Source organism: Natronococcus jeotgali DSM 18795 (assembly GCF_000337695.1).
GTDB lineage: Archaea > Halobacteriota > Halobacteria > Halobacteriales > Natrialbaceae > Natronococcus > Natronococcus jeotgali.
Genome location: NZ_AOIA01000166.1, coordinates 23210 through 41709, shown reverse-complemented (window position 1 = coordinate 41709; position 18500 = coordinate 23210). Strand labels below are relative to the sequence as shown.

Annotated in this window: 26 protein-coding genes; 10 read left to right on the top strand and 16 right to left on the bottom strand. The window is 69.2% G+C overall.

All coding sequences use genetic code 11. The features are described from left to right. Positions 1–128: 128 nt before the first annotated feature. The 3 genes from C492_RS20945 to C492_RS20935 all read left to right on the top strand — a co-directional run bounded on the left by C492_RS20945 (position 129) and on the right by C492_RS20935 (position 2646). A complete protein-coding gene (locus tag C492_RS20945) occupies positions 129–593 on the top strand; it encodes a response regulator (RefSeq protein ID WP_008427324.1) in 465 nt (154 codons plus the stop codon). Then, entirely contained in the window at positions 590–2275 is a 1686-nt protein-coding gene (locus tag C492_RS20940; protein ID WP_008427322.1) for a bacterio-opsin activator domain-containing protein, read from the top strand. The genes C492_RS20945 and C492_RS20940 overlap by 4 nt, the downstream gene beginning before the upstream one ends. A 176-nt stretch (positions 2276–2451) precedes the next feature. Further along, complete coding sequence (locus tag C492_RS20935) at positions 2452–2646, top strand: hypothetical protein (RefSeq protein ID WP_008427321.1); 195 nt, start codon at positions 2452–2454, stop codon at positions 2644–2646. Between the two features lie 10 nt (positions 2647–2656). Here C492_RS20935 and C492_RS20930 read toward each other — a convergent pair whose 3' ends face one another. After that, the gene (locus C492_RS20930; protein WP_008427319.1) at positions 2657–3688 is read right to left on the bottom strand and encodes an LLM class flavin-dependent oxidoreductase; all 1032 of its coding nucleotides are present in this window, start codon (positions 3686–3688) and stop codon (positions 2657–2659) included. 82 nt (positions 3689–3770) lie between these two features. On the opposite strand from C492_RS20930, the gene C492_RS25645 reads away from it, so the two are divergent. After that, positions 3771–3893 carry a hypothetical protein gene (locus C492_RS25645; protein WP_275040364.1) on the top strand — a complete coding sequence of 41 codons (123 nt, stop codon included), beginning with the start codon at positions 3771–3773 and terminating at the stop codon, positions 3891–3893. A gap of 152 nt (positions 3894–4045) precedes the next feature. Here C492_RS25645 and C492_RS20925 read toward each other — a convergent pair whose 3' ends face one another. Together C492_RS20925 and C492_RS20920 are read right to left on the bottom strand one after the other, a co-directional pair. Next, a complete protein-coding gene (locus tag C492_RS20925) occupies positions 4046–4294 on the bottom strand; it encodes a DUF3194 domain-containing protein (RefSeq protein ID WP_008427317.1) in 249 nt (82 codons plus the stop codon). Beyond that, the gene (locus tag C492_RS20920; RefSeq protein ID WP_008427315.1) at positions 4295–4696 is read right to left on the bottom strand and encodes a prefoldin subunit beta; all 402 of its coding nucleotides are present in this window, start codon (positions 4694–4696) and stop codon (positions 4295–4297) included. Between the two features lie 119 nt (positions 4697–4815). Here C492_RS20920 and C492_RS20915 point away from each other — a divergent pair, with 119 nt between their 5' ends. Further along, positions 4816–5919, top strand: coding sequence for a DUF7350 domain-containing protein (locus tag C492_RS20915; protein WP_008427313.1), 1104 nt, complete (start codon positions 4816–4818; stop codon positions 5917–5919). A gap of 24 nt (positions 5920–5943) precedes the next feature. On the opposite strand, the gene C492_RS20910 is transcribed toward C492_RS20915, so the two are convergent. From C492_RS20910 to pth2, 11 genes are all read right to left on the bottom strand, one after another. Then, on the bottom strand, positions 5944–6414 hold the full coding sequence (locus C492_RS20910) for a DUF2243 domain-containing protein (protein WP_008427311.1): 471 nt from the start codon (positions 6412–6414) through the stop codon (positions 5944–5946). Between the two features lie 47 nt (positions 6415–6461). After that, on the bottom strand, positions 6462–6734 hold the full coding sequence (locus tag C492_RS20905) for a KEOPS complex subunit Pcc1 (protein WP_008427309.1): 273 nt from the start codon (positions 6732–6734) through the stop codon (positions 6462–6464). 6 nt (positions 6735–6740) lie between these two features. After that, positions 6741–6875, bottom strand: a complete 135-nt coding sequence (locus tag C492_RS20900) for a DNA-directed RNA polymerase subunit P (RefSeq protein WP_008427306.1) — start codon at positions 6873–6875, stop codon at positions 6741–6743. 20 nt (positions 6876–6895) lie between these two features. After that, on the bottom strand, positions 6896–7153 hold the full coding sequence (locus C492_RS20895) for an eL43 family ribosomal protein (protein ID WP_049893229.1): 258 nt from the start codon (positions 7151–7153) through the stop codon (positions 6896–6898). Positions 7154–7201: 48 nt separating this feature from the next. After that, the gene (locus C492_RS20890; protein WP_008427302.1) at positions 7202–7408 is read right to left on the bottom strand and encodes a hypothetical protein; all 207 of its coding nucleotides are present in this window, start codon (positions 7406–7408) and stop codon (positions 7202–7204) included. Between the two features lie 123 nt (positions 7409–7531). Beyond that, a complete protein-coding gene (locus C492_RS20885) occupies positions 7532–8260 on the bottom strand; it encodes a DUF2103 domain-containing protein (protein ID WP_008427300.1) in 729 nt (242 codons plus the stop codon). Between the two features lie 48 nt (positions 8261–8308). Next, positions 8309–8725, bottom strand: coding sequence for a zinc ribbon domain-containing protein (locus C492_RS20880; protein WP_008427298.1), 417 nt, complete (start codon positions 8723–8725; stop codon positions 8309–8311). Positions 8726–8800: 75 nt separating this feature from the next. Next, positions 8801–10168: a tRNA pseudouridine(13) synthase TruD gene (gene truD / locus C492_RS20875; protein ID WP_008427297.1), complete on the bottom strand. Its 1368-nt coding sequence runs from the start codon at positions 10166–10168 to the stop codon at positions 8801–8803. Positions 10169–10247: 79 nt separating this feature from the next. Further along, complete coding sequence (locus C492_RS25640) at positions 10248–10376, bottom strand: hypothetical protein (protein ID WP_008427295.1); 129 nt, start codon at positions 10374–10376, stop codon at positions 10248–10250. Between the two features lie 77 nt (positions 10377–10453). Next, positions 10454–11125: an alpha/beta hydrolase gene (locus C492_RS20870; protein ID WP_008427292.1), complete on the bottom strand. Its 672-nt coding sequence runs from the start codon at positions 11123–11125 to the stop codon at positions 10454–10456. Between the two features lie 51 nt (positions 11126–11176). Next, on the bottom strand, positions 11177–11515 hold the full coding sequence (gene pth2, locus C492_RS20865; protein ID WP_008427290.1) for a peptidyl-tRNA hydrolase Pth2: 339 nt from the start codon (positions 11513–11515) through the stop codon (positions 11177–11179). 103 nt (positions 11516–11618) lie between these two features. Between pth2 and dcd the strand changes: the two genes are divergently transcribed. Further along, on the top strand, positions 11619–12221 hold the full coding sequence (dcd, locus tag C492_RS20860) for a dCTP deaminase (RefSeq protein ID WP_008427287.1): 603 nt from the start codon (positions 11619–11621) through the stop codon (positions 12219–12221). Here the strand turns inward: dcd and C492_RS20855 are convergent. Then, complete coding sequence (locus C492_RS20855; protein WP_008427285.1) at positions 12218–12571, bottom strand: hypothetical protein; 354 nt, start codon at positions 12569–12571, stop codon at positions 12218–12220. The two genes, dcd and C492_RS20855, sit on opposite strands and share 4 nt — an antisense overlap. Before the next feature lie 122 nt (positions 12572–12693). On the opposite strand from C492_RS20855, the gene C492_RS20850 reads away from it, so the two are divergent. The 3 genes from C492_RS20850 (at position 12694) to C492_RS20840 (ending at position 14828) form a co-directional block, all read left to right on the top strand. Then, on the top strand, positions 12694–13119 hold the full coding sequence (locus tag C492_RS20850; RefSeq protein ID WP_008427282.1) for a universal stress protein: 426 nt from the start codon (positions 12694–12696) through the stop codon (positions 13117–13119). Positions 13120–13228: 109 nt separating this feature from the next. Further along, positions 13229–14128, top strand: a complete 900-nt coding sequence (locus tag C492_RS20845; protein WP_008427281.1) for a thiamine-phosphate synthase family protein — start codon at positions 13229–13231, stop codon at positions 14126–14128. A gap of 1 nt (position 14129) precedes the next feature. Continuing rightward, the gene (locus C492_RS20840; RefSeq protein WP_008427279.1) at positions 14130–14828 is read left to right on the top strand and encodes a class I SAM-dependent methyltransferase; all 699 of its coding nucleotides are present in this window, start codon (positions 14130–14132) and stop codon (positions 14826–14828) included. A 54-nt stretch (positions 14829–14882) separates the two neighbouring features. On the opposite strand, the gene C492_RS20835 is transcribed toward C492_RS20840, so the two are convergent. Further along, entirely contained in the window at positions 14883–15305 is a 423-nt protein-coding gene (locus C492_RS20835; RefSeq protein ID WP_008427277.1) for an acyl-CoA thioesterase, read from the bottom strand. 128 nt (positions 15306–15433) lie between these two features. Between C492_RS20835 and C492_RS20830 the strand changes: the two genes are divergently transcribed. Beyond that, on the top strand, positions 15434–18493 hold the full coding sequence (locus C492_RS20830; protein ID WP_008427275.1) for a PAS domain-containing protein: 3060 nt from the start codon (positions 15434–15436) through the stop codon (positions 18491–18493). The last annotated feature ends 7 nt before the right edge of the window (positions 18494–18500 follow it).

Here is an 18500-nt window from a genome sequence, read left to right as displayed (position 1 = left end):
CGCAGTCTCGCAGCGGGTTCCGCGACGCCGGACGCCGACCGGCGCTGGTCCTCGCGGGCCGCGTCGGATCGAGCCCTCCCCCCGCGAAACCGAAGCAGAGACGACCGTCGAGCACGAACCGAACGGCAATGAGCGAGTCAGGACAGCACACTCCCGAACCGGCCCAGCTGCTCCTGGTCGAGGACAATCCGGGCGACGTCCGACTTACCCGAGAGGCGTTCAAGCAGGGTCGGATCGACAACGACCTGCACACCGTTTCGGACGGGAGCGACGCGCTGGATTTTCTCCACCAGCGAGGCGAGTACGAAGACGCCCCGCGACCCGATCTCATCTTGCTCGATCTCAATCTCCCGCGCAAGGACGGCGAGGAGGTCCTCGCCGAGCTCAAGGACGACCCCGAACTGCAGTCGATCCCGGTGATCGTCCTGACGAGTTCGCGAGCCGAGGAGGACATCGCCAGATCCTACGAGCTCCACGCCAACGCCTACCTGACGAAACCGGTCGATCCCGACGAGTTCATCGAGACCGTCCGGGCCTTCGAGAAGTTCTGGTTCTCCGTGGTTCGGCTCCCGCCGGAGGATGACGACCGATGAACGACGCCGTCTCCGGAGCGGCCGACGACGCCGACGCCGGCGGGACGCTCGAGTTGCTGTTGATCGAGGACAACCCCGGCGACGCCCGACTGATCCAGGAGATGCTCCGGGACGCGACCGAACTCACCCAGCGGGTCAACCCCGACGAGTCGACGAGCCGGGCGCCGACGGTGATCCACGACGACCGCCTCGCGGACGGCCTCGAGACGCTATCGTCCTCGCCGCCCGATCTCGTGTTGCTCGATCTCAACCTTCCGGACAGCCGCGGGCTCGACACCCTCGAGACGGTCAGCGACGTCGCCGACGAGGCACCGATCGTCGTCTTCACCGGCGTCAGCGACCAGGAAGTCGGCGTGCAGGCGATTCAAAGCGGTGCCCAGGACTTCCTCGTCAAGGACGAGGTGACCGACGAGTTGCTGATCCGGACGATCCACCACGCGATCGAGCGGGCCCACCAGGAACGACAGCGCCGACGCCAGCGCGAACAGCTCGAGGCGCTCAACCGGCTCAACCGGATCGGCAACGACATCACACACGCGGTGATCACGACCGAGACCCGCGCGGAGCTCGAACAGGAGGTCTGCGACCGCCTCGTCGAGGCCGACGGCTACCGGTTCGCCTGGCTCGGCAGCGTCAACCCCGGTAGCGACCGGATCGAACCGGCGGCGGCGGCCGGCGTCGAGGACGGCTACCTCGAGGAGGTCGAGGTCTCCGCCGACCAGGACGACGAGCGAGGGCAGGGCCCGGCCGGGACCGCGATCCGAACCGGCGAGGTCCAGGTTACCGACGACACCCGAACCGACGAGACGTTCGATCCCTGGCGCGACGCCGCGAGCGACCGGGGCTACCGGTCGTCGGTCGCGATCCCGATCGTCCACGAGGACCTCGTCTACGGCGTGTTGAACGTCTACTCGGAGTCGCCCCGCTCGTTTACCGACGCCGAGGCGACGATCCTCTCGCGAATCGGCGACGTCATCGCCCACGCGATCACCGCCATCGAGCGCAAGGACGCGCTGGTCAGCGACGCCGTCATCGAACTCGAGTTCCGCATCGAGGAGATGGCGCCGGAGCTGATCGCCCTCTCCACCGAGGAGTCGTGTACGATCCGGTTCGACCGGATGATCCACGGCGACGAGACGCTGCTGGTCTACGGTTCCGCGACCGACGTCGACCAGGAGACGTTTCTGGAGACGATCGAGGAGACCGACGGACTCGACGAGGCGCGGGTCCTCTCTGCCCGGAAGAACTACTTCGAGTTCGAACTCGTCGCCCCCACCGCCGTCTCGCTGTTCGAGACGATCGCCACCCACGGCGGCCGGGTCGAGTCGGCGACGATCGACGACGGGGAGTTCCGGTTCGTCGTCGAACTCCCCCGCGGCCGGGACACCCGCCAGATGATCGAACTGCTCAAGGAACACCGCTCCGACGTCACCTACCTCGCCCAGCGGACGACCGAACGGGGCGACCGCTCGGAGTCGGGTTCGGAGTCGGTCCTCGAGAGCGACCTCACGGAGAAACAGCGCGCCGCCCTCGAGACGGCCTACTTCGCGGGATACTTCGACTGGCCCCGCGAGAGCACCGGCGAGGAAATCGCCGACCGCCTCGGTATCTCGCCCGCGACCTTCAACCAGCACCTGCGGACCTCCGAGCGGAAGTTCTTCGATTCCGTCTTCGGCGAGTGATCTCGCGGCCGCGGTTCGCTTCCGACGCGCCGAACGCCGGCGGATCCGGGCCGCGGTCGAAGCCGCGGCCGTTCGTCTCGGAAACCCGTACTGTAATAGATACAGTTATCTTGATCGACCGTCGATACCGTCGTGAGTGTCGTTATGAGATCCCGTCACGGGGGTGAGCGCCGACGATGAACAGAACCGAACAGGTGTTCGAAGAAACGACGAAGCTGCTCAGCGCGGTGCACTACTCGCTGTCGTCCGACGATTTCCCCGATCGAAGCACCCGGGATACCGTACTGGTCGGACTCGTGTACGCGGCCATGCTGGTACTGCTACCGTTCGCGGTCGGCGTCGACCTGTTTAACGTGCTGGCCCACTGGTAACGCCGCCCGCTCAGCCCGCGTTCTCGAGGGCGGCCGCCTCCGCGAGCAGCTCGTGCGATCGGAGCACCGCATCGTGGTCCGCGATGAGGTTCTGGACGATCACGTCGTCGACGCCGACCCGGTCGGTGAGCCCCTCGAGCAGGTCCCGCATCGTCTCCGGACTCCCCGAAATCGAGCGAGGCCACTCGCCGTCCGGGAGCGGGTTCGGCGTCGGCTCGGGAACGCCGCCGAGTTCGTCGACGGCCTCCTCGACCGGCGGCAACGAGCCGACGACCCCGCGTTGCATCCGCTTGTACGAGGCTTCGGCCGTCGAGCGGAGGCGAGCCGCCTCCTCGTCGGTTTCCGCACAGACGGCGTTTACCGCGAGCATCCCCGTCGGCTCGTCGGGACCGGCGCCGAACGCGGAGGGCTCGAAGGTGTTTCGATAGACCTCGAAGGCGCGTTCGGCGAGCTGTGGTCGGATGAACGCCGCGAAACAGTACCGCAGCCCGAGCTCGCCGGCGATCTCGGCGCTCGAGGGACTCGAGCCGAGCACCCAGATCTCGGGGACGTCGCCGTCCGAACGCGGAAGCTGGATGTCGGCGTAGGGGTGGCCCGCCTCGAAGCCGTCGTAGAGGTGGCTCGCGGCGGCCTCGATCTTCTCGGCGTGATCCCGGTCGGGGTTGCGCGTTCTGCGCTCGGTGCCGAGCGCGCGGTCGACTTCGGGCATCCCCGTCGCGCGACCCAGCCCGAGGTCGACCCGGCCGGGCGCCAGCCCGTCCAGCGAGGCGAACGTCTCGGCGACCTTGAACGGACTGTAGTGGTTCAACAGGACCGTCCCGGAGCCCACCCGGATCTCGTCGGTGTTGGCGGCGAGGTGGGCGATCAGCACCTCGGGCGTGGTGCTGGCGATCGAGTCGGCCAGCCCGTGGTGTTCGGCCACCCAGAACCGCTCGTAGCCCAGCTCCTCGGCGACTCGAGCGAGTTCGGTCGTGTGCTCGTAGGCTTCGGTCGCGCTCTCTTCGTCCCGTACCGGCGCGAGATCGACGATCGAGAGGTTCACGACGGACGGTCGGGGCCGCGGGCTGAATAACCGTTCGGTCGGCGACGAAACGACTACCGTTCCGGAGCGGGTACGACCGCTCGTGGCAGACCGACCCGACGCGAACCGACCCGACGCGGAGCGACTCGAGTGCGAGTACTGCGGCTCGCGCGTTCCCGCGCCGATCTACCGCGAGCACCTGCTGAAGGCGTGCCCGGGCCGCTGAGGGGGCGCCGTGCCCGCGGCTACGCGCGAGGACGGCGGTCGGCGACCGCGGCCGTTCGCGGGCGACCCGCTACTCGGTTGGACGCGCGGTGGGGTATCGGTTCGAAGCGGGGCGCTACGTCGGTTCGACGGTCGAAAGAATTGGCCCGAACGTCACTCCGCGAACAGTTCGTCGACGGCCTCGCGCGCGGCGAGAGCCGCGTCGTCGGCGACCCGATCGGGGTCGGCCGCGCCCTCGGGAGCGTTGAGGTAGACGTCGACCTCGAGGACGCCGTCCTCGAAGCTGACCGTGACGTCGCAGTCGCGGACGTCGGACTGTTTGTACCGGGAGAAGATCAGCCCCTCCGCCGCGTCGGAGGCGGTCTGGACGATCTCCTCGTCGGTCGGCTCCTCGCTCGGCATTTACGCGCCGCCGGCGCCGGGACCGCCCGGACCGGCCGGGCCGCCCATGCCGCCGCCCGCGCCGCCGAGCAGTTCCTCGAGCTCGTCCTGGAGGCCCTCGAACTGCTCCTGGACGCGCTCTTCCTGCTTCTCGAGGGTCTCGAGGCGGATCTCGAGGGAGTCGACTTTCTCCTCGAGGTCGTCCTCGGCCGTGTCGTAGTCGGTCTCGACGAACAGGTCGCCGACGTTACGGTACATGGTGGTGTCCTCGTCGATGTTGTCGAGCTCGTCGAGGGCGCTCTCGGCCTCCTCGAGGTTGGTCTCGGCCTGCTGTTTCTGGACGGCGACCTCCTGGGCGGTCTCCTGAAGACCCTGGAGCTGCTCGATCTTCTCCTGTGCTTCCGGCGGCAGGTTTCCTTGCATGTCTCGACCGTCGCCCTCCGGACTGATAAAGCCAAGCTTTGTCGTTCGACCGCGAACCGACGCGCTCTGTCGAGCCTGCAACCGTGACGCCTATCCCGCTCGTCGGCCTGTGTCCGGCAATGCGACGCCGAGACGTGCTCGCGGCCGGCGCCCTCTCGCTGTCGCTGTCGGCGGGCTGTCTCGACGCCCTCGAGCGCGAGGACGCCTGGCGCGAGCTCGTCGTCGACCCACCCGAGGGAGTCTACGTCCCCCCGAAGGTCGACGAGATGGCCACCTTCGGGACCGCGACCGCCGACGGCCTGGCGGTGACGCTGACGGCGACCCAGCCACACTCCTTCTGGACGGTGACCGGCCCAGAACGGGCGCGCGCGGACGTTCGGGACCACCACGCCGTTCACCTGATGGCGACGGTCACCGATCTCGAGACCGGGCTCGCGGTTCCGACGTCGGTGACGACGACGATCCGCAGCCGCGGGGAGCGGGTCGAGGAGCGCACCCTCTGGCCGATGCTCTCCCAGCGGATGGGGTTTCACCACGGCGACAACGCCGCGCTCGGCGAGGACGGCCCCCACGTCGCGACGGTCCGGATCGAACCGACGAGGGTCGAAACCGCCGGCGCGATCGCCGACCGCCTCGAGCGGTCCCGGACCGTCGACGTCGAGTTCGAGTACGCGGCCGCGGAGATCGAGTCGCTCGGACGCCGGCTGATCGACGAGGACGAGGGTCGCGGCGAGCCGGGCGCGGTCGAGCCGATGGCCCGCGATCACGGGTCGGGGGACGGCCGCGACGGCCACGGCGATCACGGCGACGCTGATAGCCACGGGGACGGCCGAGAACCGGCGCTCGAGGACGCCGTGGACGCGTGGCTCGGTACCGCCCGCAGCGGCGACCTCGAGTTCGGCGTCGGCGTCGACGGGTCGGGAAGCGAGGCCGAAGTCGTCGCGACCGCACGCACCCGATATAACGGGTTCTCGGTCCCGTTCGCGGGGCTGTCGATCGCGCCGGTTCGGGAGGACGGGTTCGGAGAGCGGACGGCCCTTACAGAGCGTCTCGAGGCCGATCGCGGCCACCACTACGGCGCCGCGGTCGACCGGACGGTTCTCGAGGCCGCCCCGAAACTGGCCGTGATCGTCGACGCGGCGCCGCAGCTCTCGCGCCACGAGGGGTACGAGACGGCGTTTTTCGACCTCGAGCCCGCGACGGTCGAAGTCGCCCTCGAGTAGTCGACGGATCGGCGGCGGGCGTGATCAGCCGGCTCGGGTCGCATAGTCGTCCGCGCCCCGAAGCACGAGGTAGCCGACGGCGAGCAGGACGACGCTCACGACGACCCACGGCGGGTTCCATGCCTCGGTGCCGTGGACGACGTTGTGCAAGTCGAGCACGTAGTGGTCGACGACCCCGTCGAAGACGTTGAACACGCCCGCCCCGACGACGATCGACCCGACGAGGGCCCGCGTCGAGAATCGGCGGCCGGCGCCGTTGACGAGTCGCCAGAGCAGGGCGAAGCCGACGATCATGATCGCGAAGTTCGACACCAGAAACAGCCCGTCGAACATCACGTTCGTCCGCAGGCCGTCGAGGCTGTACGGGTCGTAGAACCCCGAGAGGAGGTGGTGAGTCTGAAAGGTCAGATGAAAGAGCACCGTGTCGACGGCGGCGCCGAACCCGAACCCGATCGTTCCGCCCGCCAGCAGGAGGCGGCGTCGCGCGTCGCTCATGGTAGCGTCCTCGAGGGCTGCGGTAAAAAGCGATCGGCCGACGACTGCTACGTTCCCATCCTCCGGCCGATCCCGTCGCCGACGTCCGCGGCCCGTTCGGCGACGTCGATCAGCGAGAGCCAGGTGTTCAACGCCGCGCGGAGCGCGACCGGATCGGCGGCCTCGATCTCGATGCGAACGACGGCGTCCTCGCGACCGATCGCCGTCTTCGAGCGCTCGTCGTCGATCTCGCCGACCTCGCGGGCGACCGACTCGGTGACGACGCGGGCTCGAGCCGGCCCGTCGTACTCGAACTCGAGGGTCGCGCCGTGGGCGGCCATGGTTCGCTACCGGACGCCGACTTCCTTGACGTCGCGGCTGCGTTCCTTCAGGAGGACGCGGTGACCGCAGTAGGGGCACCGAACGCCGCCGTACTCGTCGAGCTGGACGTCGCGTTTACAGCGGGAGCACTTGTAACTCATGCGTAGCGAGCGAGAGAGCGTTATTCGTCCTCGGCCAGCGCGGCGCGAATCGAGCGCTGAACGGTGCGACCCGCGGGGGTCTCCGGTCGGAAGGCGCCGCCGGTGAAGACCTCGCCGGTTTCCTCGTTCTTCCAGATGCCGGTACCGACGCGGGTGACGCTGTCCCCGTCGACCTCGGCGTTTTCCATGTCGTCTTCGATCTCGCTGACGCGGCGCCGGGCGACGCGACCGTAGCGTGCGCCAAAACGGCCCGCGCTGCCGACTTCTTGATTACCCATAGTACCGCTACCTATCGCTACTGGATTCTTAAACCTGTTGAGTCGCGACTACTCGTCCGCGGAATGCTCGGCGACGGGGCCGGCGAGCAGCTCGCGAAAGACGAACGCGAGCGCCGCGAACGGACCGACCGGGGCCAATGGCGCGGCGAGGAGTCCCGTTCCGACCCCCGAAACCGCGATCGCCGTCCGGAGGGCGAGACCGCTCACCGCCAGCAGCGGGATCGCAGCCAGGACCGCATCGGCTCGCTCGAGCATGGCTAATTATATCTAATTACACCCGCCCTGATAAGGGCCCGAGAACCAGCAGCGCCTGTCGCTTCCGCGGAGCGACGACACTGATCGCTCCCTACTCGAGGACTGAACGAAGGACGCGAACGCTCACTGAAACTCCGCGTCGGTCAGGACGTCGTTGAGATCGGCGCGGATCCGCTCGCCGAGCTCCCGGTTCGGGGCGGTCGTGACGACCCTGTTTTCCTGAACACTCGAGCCGTCTCGGATGAGCATCCGGACGTTGCCGCCGTCGTCGGCGCGGGTCACCTTCGCTCGCAGCCCCGACTGCGAGCCCTTCCCGCCCGCGTCGATCGGTCCCGGGATGACCTTCTTGACGTGGGGGTGGCCCGCGACGGTTCGGATCGCTCGCATCCCGGTTCGGCCGCCGATCAGCGTCGAGTGGCTGCCGCCGATCTTCTCGGCGGGCGGGGTCTCGACGACCTCGAGCGCCCGATTCCCCCGGCGCTCGAGGACCGCCTCGACGGCGTCGTCGTCGTCGATCCGGTAGAAGGGGTGGTGGACGTCGCGTCTGACCGCGCGCACGACGTCCCGCTCGCCGCCGGCGTAGACCTCGTCGGGGCGCTTGCGTCGGATCTCGTCGGCCAGCAGCCCCGCGAAGTTCCGCAGCTCGACGACCTCGTTCTCGCCCTCTTCGGGCGTGGTGGTGATCGTCGTCTCGGCGATCACGGGATCGTCGGCGTCCTCCTCGGCCAGCATCGTCAGCGTCGCCCGCTCGCGGTCCGCCTCGAGCACGATCGCCGCGGTGTTTTCCTCCCGACAGCGCAGGCAGAAGTCGCCGGGTTTCTCGAGGGGCGAGCCACAGTGGCGACACTCCATACCCGCGGTTCGTGGGGCGCGTGTAAAACGGCCGCGTTTTCGCCCAGCCTACGACCCGGCGGGGAGCTCGGTTCCACAGGCCCGACAGTACCGCGCCCCCTCGTCGGCGACCGCCCCGCAGTTCGGACACGTCGGTCCGGGCTCCGTCGCCGCGGCCTCGAGGTCGGTCCCGCAGGACGGGCAGTAGGCCGCGTCCTCGCCGGCGTCGGCCCCGCAGGACGGACACCGAGTTCGCCCCTCCCAGAGGACCTGGCGCCGGGAGTTCGCGACGTAGTTGTACGCCCCCCAGAGGACGTTCCCGATCCCCATCGTCCACCAGATCGTCAGGATCGCGACCAGGACGTGGGAGCCGACGGAGCCGAACTCCCGGTCGACCATGACGACTCTGTCCCGGCCCTCGTCCTCGATCGTCCACCCCCGCGCGACGAGGCTGTCGATCTCCCGCTGCAGGCGTTCGCTTCGCATACTCGAGAGAGGGCTCGGGCGGACAAAAACCTGTCAGGCGCGGGCGGTACCGATCCCGGGAGCGCCGTCGCGGAGTCAGCCGAGCTCGATCGGGTCGACCTTCAGGTACTCCCGCGCGACGACCGTCGCGTACGACCCCTTCGGCAGGGAAAAGGAAAGCGTCAGCGGCTCGCGCTCGAGCCCCAGGTCCGTCCGAACCAGGATCGCCCGGCGGGTGCCCGTCGAGTGGAACTCCCCCGGCAGGTCGAAGTCCCCGGGCTCGAGGTCCAGCTCGTCGAGCACGTCGCGTTCGATCTCGCCTTGCTCGCCGTCGGCCAGTTCCGTGTCGGTGCCGACCAGCGGCGCGGTGACGAACGCGCGGCCGCGCTCGCAGTGACGAGTGACGGCGTCGACCCGGCGCTCGTCGACGCGCTGGAGGCGGTCCGTGTCGGGCAGCTCGAGCCCCTCCGGAGCGTCCGCATCGGAGAAGCAGACGACGTCGCCCGCGACGGGCCGATCGAACGGGAGCCCGCGCTCGAGGCGCTCGCTCAGCGTGCGGTTGAAGGCGTAGGACTGCGCGGCGTGGACGAACAGCCGCTGGAGGTTCGAGGGCACCCGCTCGAGGGCGGTCCGGAACTCCTCGGGGCCGGGTTCCCCGTCGCACTCGGCCAGCGCGTGACACATCGAGCGCTCGTAGCGCAGGCGGTTCGGGATGCGCTCGAGGGCCGCCTGCCAGTCTCTCGTCTCCTCGACGAAGGCGCGAGCCTCCTGGGTCCCCTCGGGCTCCGCGTCGGTCGGGTTCCCCAGGTAGGCCATCACGGCGCCCTCCCAGTTCTCGCGGACGATCTCGAGGCCCACCTTGTGAGTGACCGGGCGCCGGCTGCCGAAGCGCTGCTGGCCGAAGAAGTTGGGGACGCCGATCGGCGTTCCCGATCCGTCGGCCCCGTCTTCGCCCCGCTGCCGCTCGAGCCCGCCGAACTCGCGGAGTTCGTCGGTGATCGTCTCGGCGTTTGCCGGGCGTTCCGGGTCGCCGACGACGATCTCGAAGGCGTTGCCCGCCAGGTCGCCGAACTCGAGGTTCCGTCCCGCCCGACCCAGTACCTCGAGGTCTGCGCCGTCGACGTCGGGCAGGTCCTCCGGTTCGGCGCCGTAGACCGAGAACAGCTGGGTGGTCACGGCGTACTTGTCCTTCGTGCCCGCCCAGTTCACGCGCTCGCGGGAGATCCCCAGCGCGTCCGAAACCCGGGAGGCGAAGTCGTTCGTGTCCCACCCCCGAAGCGTCGCCCGGAAGACGAGGTGCGGGTAGGCGTCGGTCGATGCCTCGAGGGACTCGGTGTCGAAGCGCTCGAGTTCGCGCACGCGGAAGTGGTCGTCCGCGGTGCGGAGGCGGCCGCCGACGCCGTCGGCGTCGCTGACGTAGCGGTCGATCCCGACGGCTCGCTCTGTAGGGTGGGCTGGGCGCATGCTCGTTGGCGACGGTTCGAACGCCGCGGATAAATCGGTTCGTTCTCGGACGTCGACGGTCCGAGCGACGCCCCGGTGCCTACAGCGTCACTTCCCACTCGTGGCCACAGCCCGGACACTCGAAGTCCGCCGAGACGTCGCCGTCGTCCCGTCTCTTTCCGACCAGCTCTCCCAGACCGTCGCTGCACTCCGGACATCGAGCGTTCATCGGTTCCGGCACCTACCGACCCCGTGGTTATCAACGTCACACCCCGCTATTTTGGATCTTCAGGTGGGTGAACGCAACTATTCGTCCGCGTCCGATCGCCCGGCGACGTCGGCGACGAGCCCGCGGACGTACTCGAGTTCGTCCGCGAGCACCGTGTGGCCGACGCCCTCGTAGATCCGTTTCTCGACGTCGGCCTCGAGTTCCTCGAAGACGCGGGCGGTCTCCGCGACGCGCTCGACGGGGATGTGTGGGTCCCGATCGCCGCAGCCGACGAAGACGGGCGTCCCGTCCATCGAGCCCTCGTACTCCCGCGGCGTTCCCTCGGGACCGATCAGGCCGCCGCTCAGGGCGACGACCCCGCCGTAGCGGTCGGCGTTCCGGGCGGCGTACTCCGTCGCGAGACAGCCGCCCTGGGAGAACCCGAGCAGCACCGTCCGTTCGAGGGGAACGCTCCCGTCGCCGTCGTCGGTCGTCACCTCCTCGAGGACGTCCTCGAGCAGCCCGAGCGCCGACTCGAGGTGGGGCTGGTTCGACTCGATCTCGGCGAGAAAGGACTCGGGGTACCAGGTCCGTCGGGTCGCCTGCGGAGCGAGGTAGGCGACGTCGTCGCGGCCGATCTCGTCGGCGATCCCGAGCATACCTCGCGCTCGGGCGCCGCGGCCGTGGACGAGGACGACCGCCGCAGCTGCCGCCTCGAGGTCGGCCCCGGCCCGCTCGATCGGTTGTCCGCCGTGGGGGTCGTCGGTCATACCCGATCGACGGGCTCCAGCCGAAAAGGGGTTTGCGAGCCGGCGATCCAGTCAGAACAGCGAGAGCTCGCCCGTGACGCGGTCGACGACGTCCTCGTCGCCGGGCCCGACCGCCAGCGCGGTGACGGTGCCCGACTCGAGCTGGGTGTGGCCCGCGTCCCGGATCAGGGCGTTGGGCAGCCCGCGGCCGTCGGCGATCTCGGAGAGCTCGTGGAGCTGGCGCTCGCTCTCGCCCTCGAGGACGACCTTCTTCTGCCCGCCCGACTTCCACCGATCGCGGGTTCGCTTGTCGGCTTTCTCGTAGGCCGACAGCGAGGCGTGGGCGACCTGCGCGGCGAGTTTCCCCTGTCCCATTCCGACGTCCGTCCGGGCGACGATGGCCTGTTTCATACCCGAGCGAACGGGGCCGACCCCTATAGCCGCGGCGAAAGCCCGCGCCCTCGAGTCGACCGAAGTCGAACCGTTTACACCCGCACCGTTCGTCGGCTCGCCTATGATCCTCTCCGACGCCGATATTCTCAGACGCCTCGAGGACGGCGACCTCGTCGTCGACCCTCTCGACGATCCCGAACTGCAGATCCAGCCCGCCAGCGTCGACCTGCGACTGGGCCGGGAGTTCCTCGAGTTCCAGCGGACGAACATCTCCTGTATCCACCCCGACGCCGAACACGAGGTCGACGAGTACGTCACCGAGACCGTCGTCGACGACGGCGACGACTTCATTCTCCATCCGGGCGATTTCGTGCTGGGGACGACCCACGAGCGCGTCGAGATCCCCGCCGACCTTATCGCTCACGTCGAGGGGCGCTCTTCGCTGGGACGGCTTGCCGTGGTGGTCCATGCCACAGCGGGGCTTTGCGACCCCGGGTACCGCGGGCAGATCACCCTCGAGCTCTCGAACCTCGGGACCGCGCCCGTCGCCCTGACCCCCGGAATGCGCATCTCCCAGCTCACCTTCACGGAGCTGAAGACCGAGGCCGAGCGACCCTACGGGAGCGACCGGGGCTCGAAGTACCAGGACCAGGCCGGCCCGCAGGCCTCGCGCATCCAGAGCGACGACGAGTTCGGCGGCGACCAGCTCGAGCGCGAGGACTAAACCAGATCGGCGGCGGCGACCCCCAGAACGATTCCGACGGCCGCGCCGATCGCGACCGCCGAGCTGAGATCGAAGCTGAGGACGGCGCCAGCCAGCGCGGTGCCGATCGCGAACCCGATCGTGAACCCGGCGAACCCACCGGTCAGCCGGCGCTGGCGGGGCGGAGTCGACTCGGCGAGCCCGGTCGCGACGCTGGCGACCGCGAGGGCGCCGGCGAGCCCGCCGACGGGGACCCCGACGAGCGGGGTGATGCCGAACTGGTGGCCGAGGAGTTCGCCGACGGCGACGCCGACGATCAGGAACGTCGCGACCCCGGAGCCGATCACGAGCCCGATGGATTGGTCGGTCATCGGGTGAGGGTTTCGTCGACGACGGGATAAATCGTCCGCGACGCGGCGGAGACGTCCGCGCGCTTTCGCGTCGTCAGTCGCCGGGCGATACCGATTTCTGCTTCCGGGTGGTATCGTCTCTCATGGTGAGGGGGCAGATCCTCGTCCCCGTCGACCGATCCGATCGCTCCGACCGCGCGCTCGAGTACGCTATCGACTCGTTTCCCGACACCGAGCTCACCGTTTTGCACGTCATCAGTCCCTCGAGCTATCGGTACGGGAACACGGGCGGCTACGCGTACAGCGACGAGATCGAGGCGCGGCTCCGGAAACGGGGCCAGGCGGTCCTCGAGGACGCGCGGCGGACTGCCGCCGAGTACGACCGAGAGGTCCGAACGGAGTTGAAACTGGGATCGCCGGCGCGGGCGATCACCGAGTACGCAACCGCTCGCGGAATCGACCACGTCGTCCTCGGCAGCCACGGTCGCGACGGCGTTTCCCGAATCCTGCTCGGCAGCGTTCGAAAATCCGGCGGATTTTCGAGCCAGTCAGGACGCGTCGCGTTCTGACGACGTCGCCGAACGCGTCGCCCGTCGCGCGCCCGTCCCGGTAACGATCGTCCGCTGAGCGCCCGGACCCGGGAGTTATTTCCCCGGCGCGCGTCTGCTCACCCACGAGATGCAATTCGTCGAAGAGATCGTCGTCGACGAGTTCCTGCCGACCTTCCGCTCGCTGCTGGCCGGCGAGCTCCGGGAGCGGGGACTCACCCAGAGCGAGGTCGCGACGGTGCTGGGGATCAGTCAAAGCGCCGTCTCGAAGTACGCCCACGGGGACGTGACGGTCAACGACCGCATCGCCGACGACGAGCGGGTCACCGCCCTCGTCGACGAGCTCGGCGAGGGGCTGGCCGACGGCGACGTGACGCCCGTGCAGGCGCTGATCGAGACCGAGGTGTTGATCCGCGAGCTCGAGGGCGGAAGCGACCTGCTCGCTCAGCTCCACGAGGAGGCCGTCCCCGAGCTGGCCGACCGCGACTCGAGTTTCCGGGTGCACGACCCCGAGAGCGAGCTCCGGACCAGCGAGCGGGTGCTGTCCTCGCTGCGGCGCGGGCTGGGCATCCTCGAGAACGCCAGCGGGTTCGCGACCCTGATCCCCGCGGTCGGCTCGAACCTCGTCGCCTGCACGCCCGACGCCGAGGGCGTCGACGACGTCGCGGGCGTCCCGGGCCGGATCTTCGACGTGAAGGGGCGAGCGACGGTCCCCACGAGCCCGGAGTTCGGCGTCTCCGAGCACGTCGCGACAGTGTTGCTCTCGGCGCGTCGCCACGGCTCCGACGCCGCGGCGGCGATCAACGTCGCCTACGACCCGGACCTGCTCGAGGAACTGTCCGAGCGGGGCCACGTCACTGCCGAGTTCGACGAGTCGGGCGACGTCGACGAGAGCGTCGGTACGGCCATCGACGACCAGCCCGACGCGACGGTGCTCTACCAGACCGGCGGGATGGGAATCGAACCGCTGATCTACGTGCTCGGGTCCGACGCGGAGTCGGTCGCCGACAGCGTCCGAACGCTCCTCTAACATGTCGGCGAGCACCAGCGGCGAGGACGCACGGGAGTTCTACGGCCGCTGGGCGCGCCTCTACGACCTGATCGCGCGCCGAACGCCCGGCGTCCCGGCGCTCCGTCGGCGGGCCGCGGCCGCCTGCCGGCTCGAGCCCGGGGACACCGTCGTCGAGATGGGCTGTGGCACGGGCGCGAACCTTCCCTACCTCCGCGAGCGGGTCGGTCCAGAGGGGACCGTCATCGGGATCGACTTCACCGGACCGGTCCTCGAGCGGGCCCGCGAGCTCACCGCGGAGTACGACAACGTCCGCGTCGTCCGCGGCGACGCGACCCGACCGCCCGTCCGCGGAGACGTCGACGCCGTCCTCGCGACGTTCGTCGTCGGCATGCTCGAGGACCCCGCAGGGGCGGTTGACGACTGGTGCGACCTCGTCGGCCCCGACGGTCACGTCGTGCTGGCCAACGCCGCCCGGAGCGACGCGTGGTACGCCCCGCCCGTCAACGCCGTCTTCCGGGCGATCGTCGTCCTCTCGACGCCGCCGACGACGAAGCTGCGCTACGACGACGACCCCCACCTGCGCCTCGACGCGAAGATCGACGCGGCCCACGCCAGGCTCCGGGAGCGATCGCGGGCGGTCGCCGACGAGACGCACATCTTCGGCGTCGTTCGGCTGACGGGCGGTAGAGTCGGCGACGGCGGCTATAGTAGCCACTGAAAGTCAGTGCGCACCCGACTCGCACGACTCCTGTGCGATCGGGTGCGAACAGTTTCAGTTGGTACTATCGGTCGACGCTTCGAGCCCCTCGTACTCGCGGATCCGTTCGCGGACGTCCCCGTCGATCGGCGCCGGTTTTCCGGTCTCGCCGTCGGTGTGGACCATCACGGTCTCGGCGGTCGCGGCGACCTCGCCGTCGACCCGGATCTCGTAGGCCATCGTACAGCTCGTCTCGCCGAGGTCGGTCACCCACAGCGCGACGACGGGCTCGTCGCCGTACTCGATCGGCCGTCGGTAGGAGAGCTCGAGGTTCGCGATCACGAACGACAGCTCGCGCAGCCGCTGGCCCAGCACCGCCTCGATGTAGTCGATCCGGACCGACTCGAGGTAGCTCGCGTAGACGGCGTGGTTGACGTGGTTCAGCGGGTCGAGATCGCGAAACCGGACGGGGACCTCCCTCGTAAACTCCTCGCTCATCGTCGGTCTTTCAGGAGTCGGATAGAAGTAGACACCGGTTCGTGCGGGCATCGCGACCGATCGCCGTCGGCGTCGGGCAGGGCGCAAATAGAAGGGCTTACGCACACCACGTTATTAGCGAGTTTATCATGGATTCGGCTCCCGAGACGGACGCGGCGCTTCGGCGTCGGATACGACAGCAGGAGGTCGTCGCCGACCTCGGTCAGCGCGCGCTCGAGGCGGACGACCTCGATCGGCTGTTCCGGGAGGCGTCGGCCGCGGTCGCCGACACGCTCGAGGCCGAGTACGCGAAGGTGCTCGAACTGCGTTCCGACGACGCGCTCGCGCTCAGAGCGGGCGTCGGCTGGCGGGCGGGGCTGATCGGCTCGGCGACGGCCCCCACCGATACGGACTCGCAGGCGGGGTACACGCTGCTGTCGGAGGAGCCCGTCGTCGTCGACGACCTGCACGACGAGGATCGCTTTGCCGGTCCCGACCTGCTCGTCGACCACGGCGTCGTCAGCGGGATCAGCGTCGTCGTCGGCTCGCCCGAGGAGCCGTGGGGGGTGCTTGGCGTGCACGCGACCGAAAGGCGCGCGTTCACGCCATACGACGCGAACTTCGTCAAAAGCGTCGCGAACGTGCTGGCGTCGGCGATCGAGAGCGAGCAACGGCGCTCCGAACTCGAGGAGATCCACGGCCGGATCTCGGACGCCTTCTTCGCGCTCGACGAGGACTGGGAGTTCACCTACCTCAACGACCGCGCCGAGGAGCTGATCAACCCCGACGGCCGACAGCTGATCGGGAACCCCGTCTGGACGGCGTTCCCGGAGGCGGAGCGTCGGGAGTTCAAACCCCGCTACGAGCACGCGATGGCCGAGGCGGAAGCGGTCACGTTCGAGGAGTACTATCCGGAGCCGCTGGACAGCTGGTTCGAGGTGCGAGCCTACCCCTCCGAGACGGGGTTATCGGTGTACTTCCGCGACGTGACCGAGCGACGTCGGCGCGAGCGCGACCTCGAGCGCTCCGAACGGCGGTACCGGACGCTGGCCGAGTCGTTCCCGAACGGGATCGTCGCGCTGTTCGACGACGACCTCGAGGTCGCACTCGCGGCCGGGCAGGCGTTCGAGAACCTCCCGATAGAGGCCGACGACCTCGAGGGAAGACACGTCCGGGAGATCGGGGACGGAGCCGTCGCCGACGCGCTGGAGCCGAAGCTGCGGGCGACGCTCGAGGGGGCGGAGAGCACGGTCGAACTCGAGTACGCGGGCCGGAACTGGCGAGTCCATACGGTTCCGGTGACCGACGACGAGAGCGTGGTCACCGGGATGGCGATGGCCCAGGACGTTACCGATCGGCGGGACCGCGAACGGTCCCTCCGAGAGGCGAAGGCCCAGCTCGAGGCAGCGACGGAGGCGGGTGCGGTCGGCACGTGGGAGTGGCACGTCGCGGACGATCGGCTCGTCACGGGCGCCGCGTTCGCACAGCAGTTCGGAATCGATCCCGACGCGGCCCGGGAGGGGGTACCCCTCGAGGCGTTCGTCGACTCGATCCACGAGGACGACCGCGAGCGGGTCGAACGCAGGATCGAGGCCGCCCTCGAGAGCTGCGGCGAGTACGAGGCGGAGTACCGCGTCCGCGACGCCGACGGCGAACTCCGGTGGGTGGTCGCCCGCGGCCGCGTCGAGTGCGACGCCGACGGAAACCCGGTTACGTTCCCCGGCGCGCTGGTCGACATTACGGAACGAAAGTGGGTCGAGCGACAACTCGCGGAGCAACGGCGCCAGCTCGAGACGCTGTTCGAGGTGCTCCCGGTCGGTGTCGTCGTCGCGGAGGCCGACGGACGGCTGGTCGAGGCCAACGACGCCGCCGCGGAGATCTGGGGCGACGACGTCTTCGACGCCGAGACCGTCGCCGACTACGAGCGCTACGACGGCTGGTGGGCCGACACCGGTGAGCCGATCGAGCCCGAGGAGTGGACGATGAGCCGCGTCCTCGAGGGCGAGACCGTCCTCGATCCCGACGTTATCGAGATCGAGGCCGCCGACGGGGAGCGACGCACGGTGCTCATTCACGGGATGCCCATCACGGACGGGAGCGGCGAGGTCGTCCGCGGGGTGCTCACGCAGACGGACATCACCGAACGTCGGGGGTATCGCCGCAGGCTCGAGGAGAGCGAGCAACGGTACCGAACCCTCGCCGAGAACTTCCCGAACGGCGTCGTCGCGCTGTTCGACGACGACCTGCGGTATACGGCCGCCGGCGGCAACCTCATCGCCGACCTCGGCATCGATCGGGAGAGCGCGGTCGGGAAAACGGTCCACGAGCGCTATCCCGACGAGATCGTCGAAACCGTCGAGCCGTACTTCGAGGCCGCGCTCGAGGGCGAGGAGAACACGTTCGAGGTGAGCTACGCCGGGCGGGAGCTGTGGGCGCACACGATCCCCGTCGGGACGACCGGCTCGGCCCGGCAAGGGATGCTCGTCGTCCAGGACGTGACCGAGCGCCGGGAGTACCAGCGCAAGCTCGAGGAGTCCAACGAGCGGTTAGAGCAGTTCGCGTACGCGGCGAGTCACGACCTCCAGGAGCCCCTGCGGATGATCACCAGCTACCTCCAGCTCCTCGAGGACCGGTACGCCGAGGAACTCGACGGGGACGGCGAGGAGTTCATCGCGTACGCGGTCGACGGCGCCGAACGGATGCGCGAGATGATCGACGGCCTGTTGGCGTACTCCCGGGTCGAAACACAGGGCGACCCCTTCGAACCCGTCGCGCTCGAGACGCTCCTCGAGGACGTCCTCGCCGATCTCCGGCTCCGGATCGAGGAGAGCGGCGCCGAGATCACGACCGCGTCGCTGCCCCGGATCGAGGGCGACGAGGGGCAACTCCGGCAGGTGTTTCAGAACCTGCTCGAGAACGCGATCGAGTACAGCGGCGACGACCCCCCGCGGGTCCGGATCGACGCCGAGCGCGACGGCTCGAGGTGGCGGATCGCGGTCCGGGACGAGGGAATCGGCATCGATCCCGAGCAACAGGAGCGCGTCTTCGAGGTGTTCCAGCGACTCCACAGCCGCGACGAACACGACGGGACGGGGATCGGGCTGGCGCTGTGTCGGCGCGTCGTCGAGCGCCACGGCGGCGAGATCGACGTCGACTCCGCGCCCGGCGAGGGAACGACGTTCACGTTCACCCTCCCCGCGGCCGAGTAGCGGATCG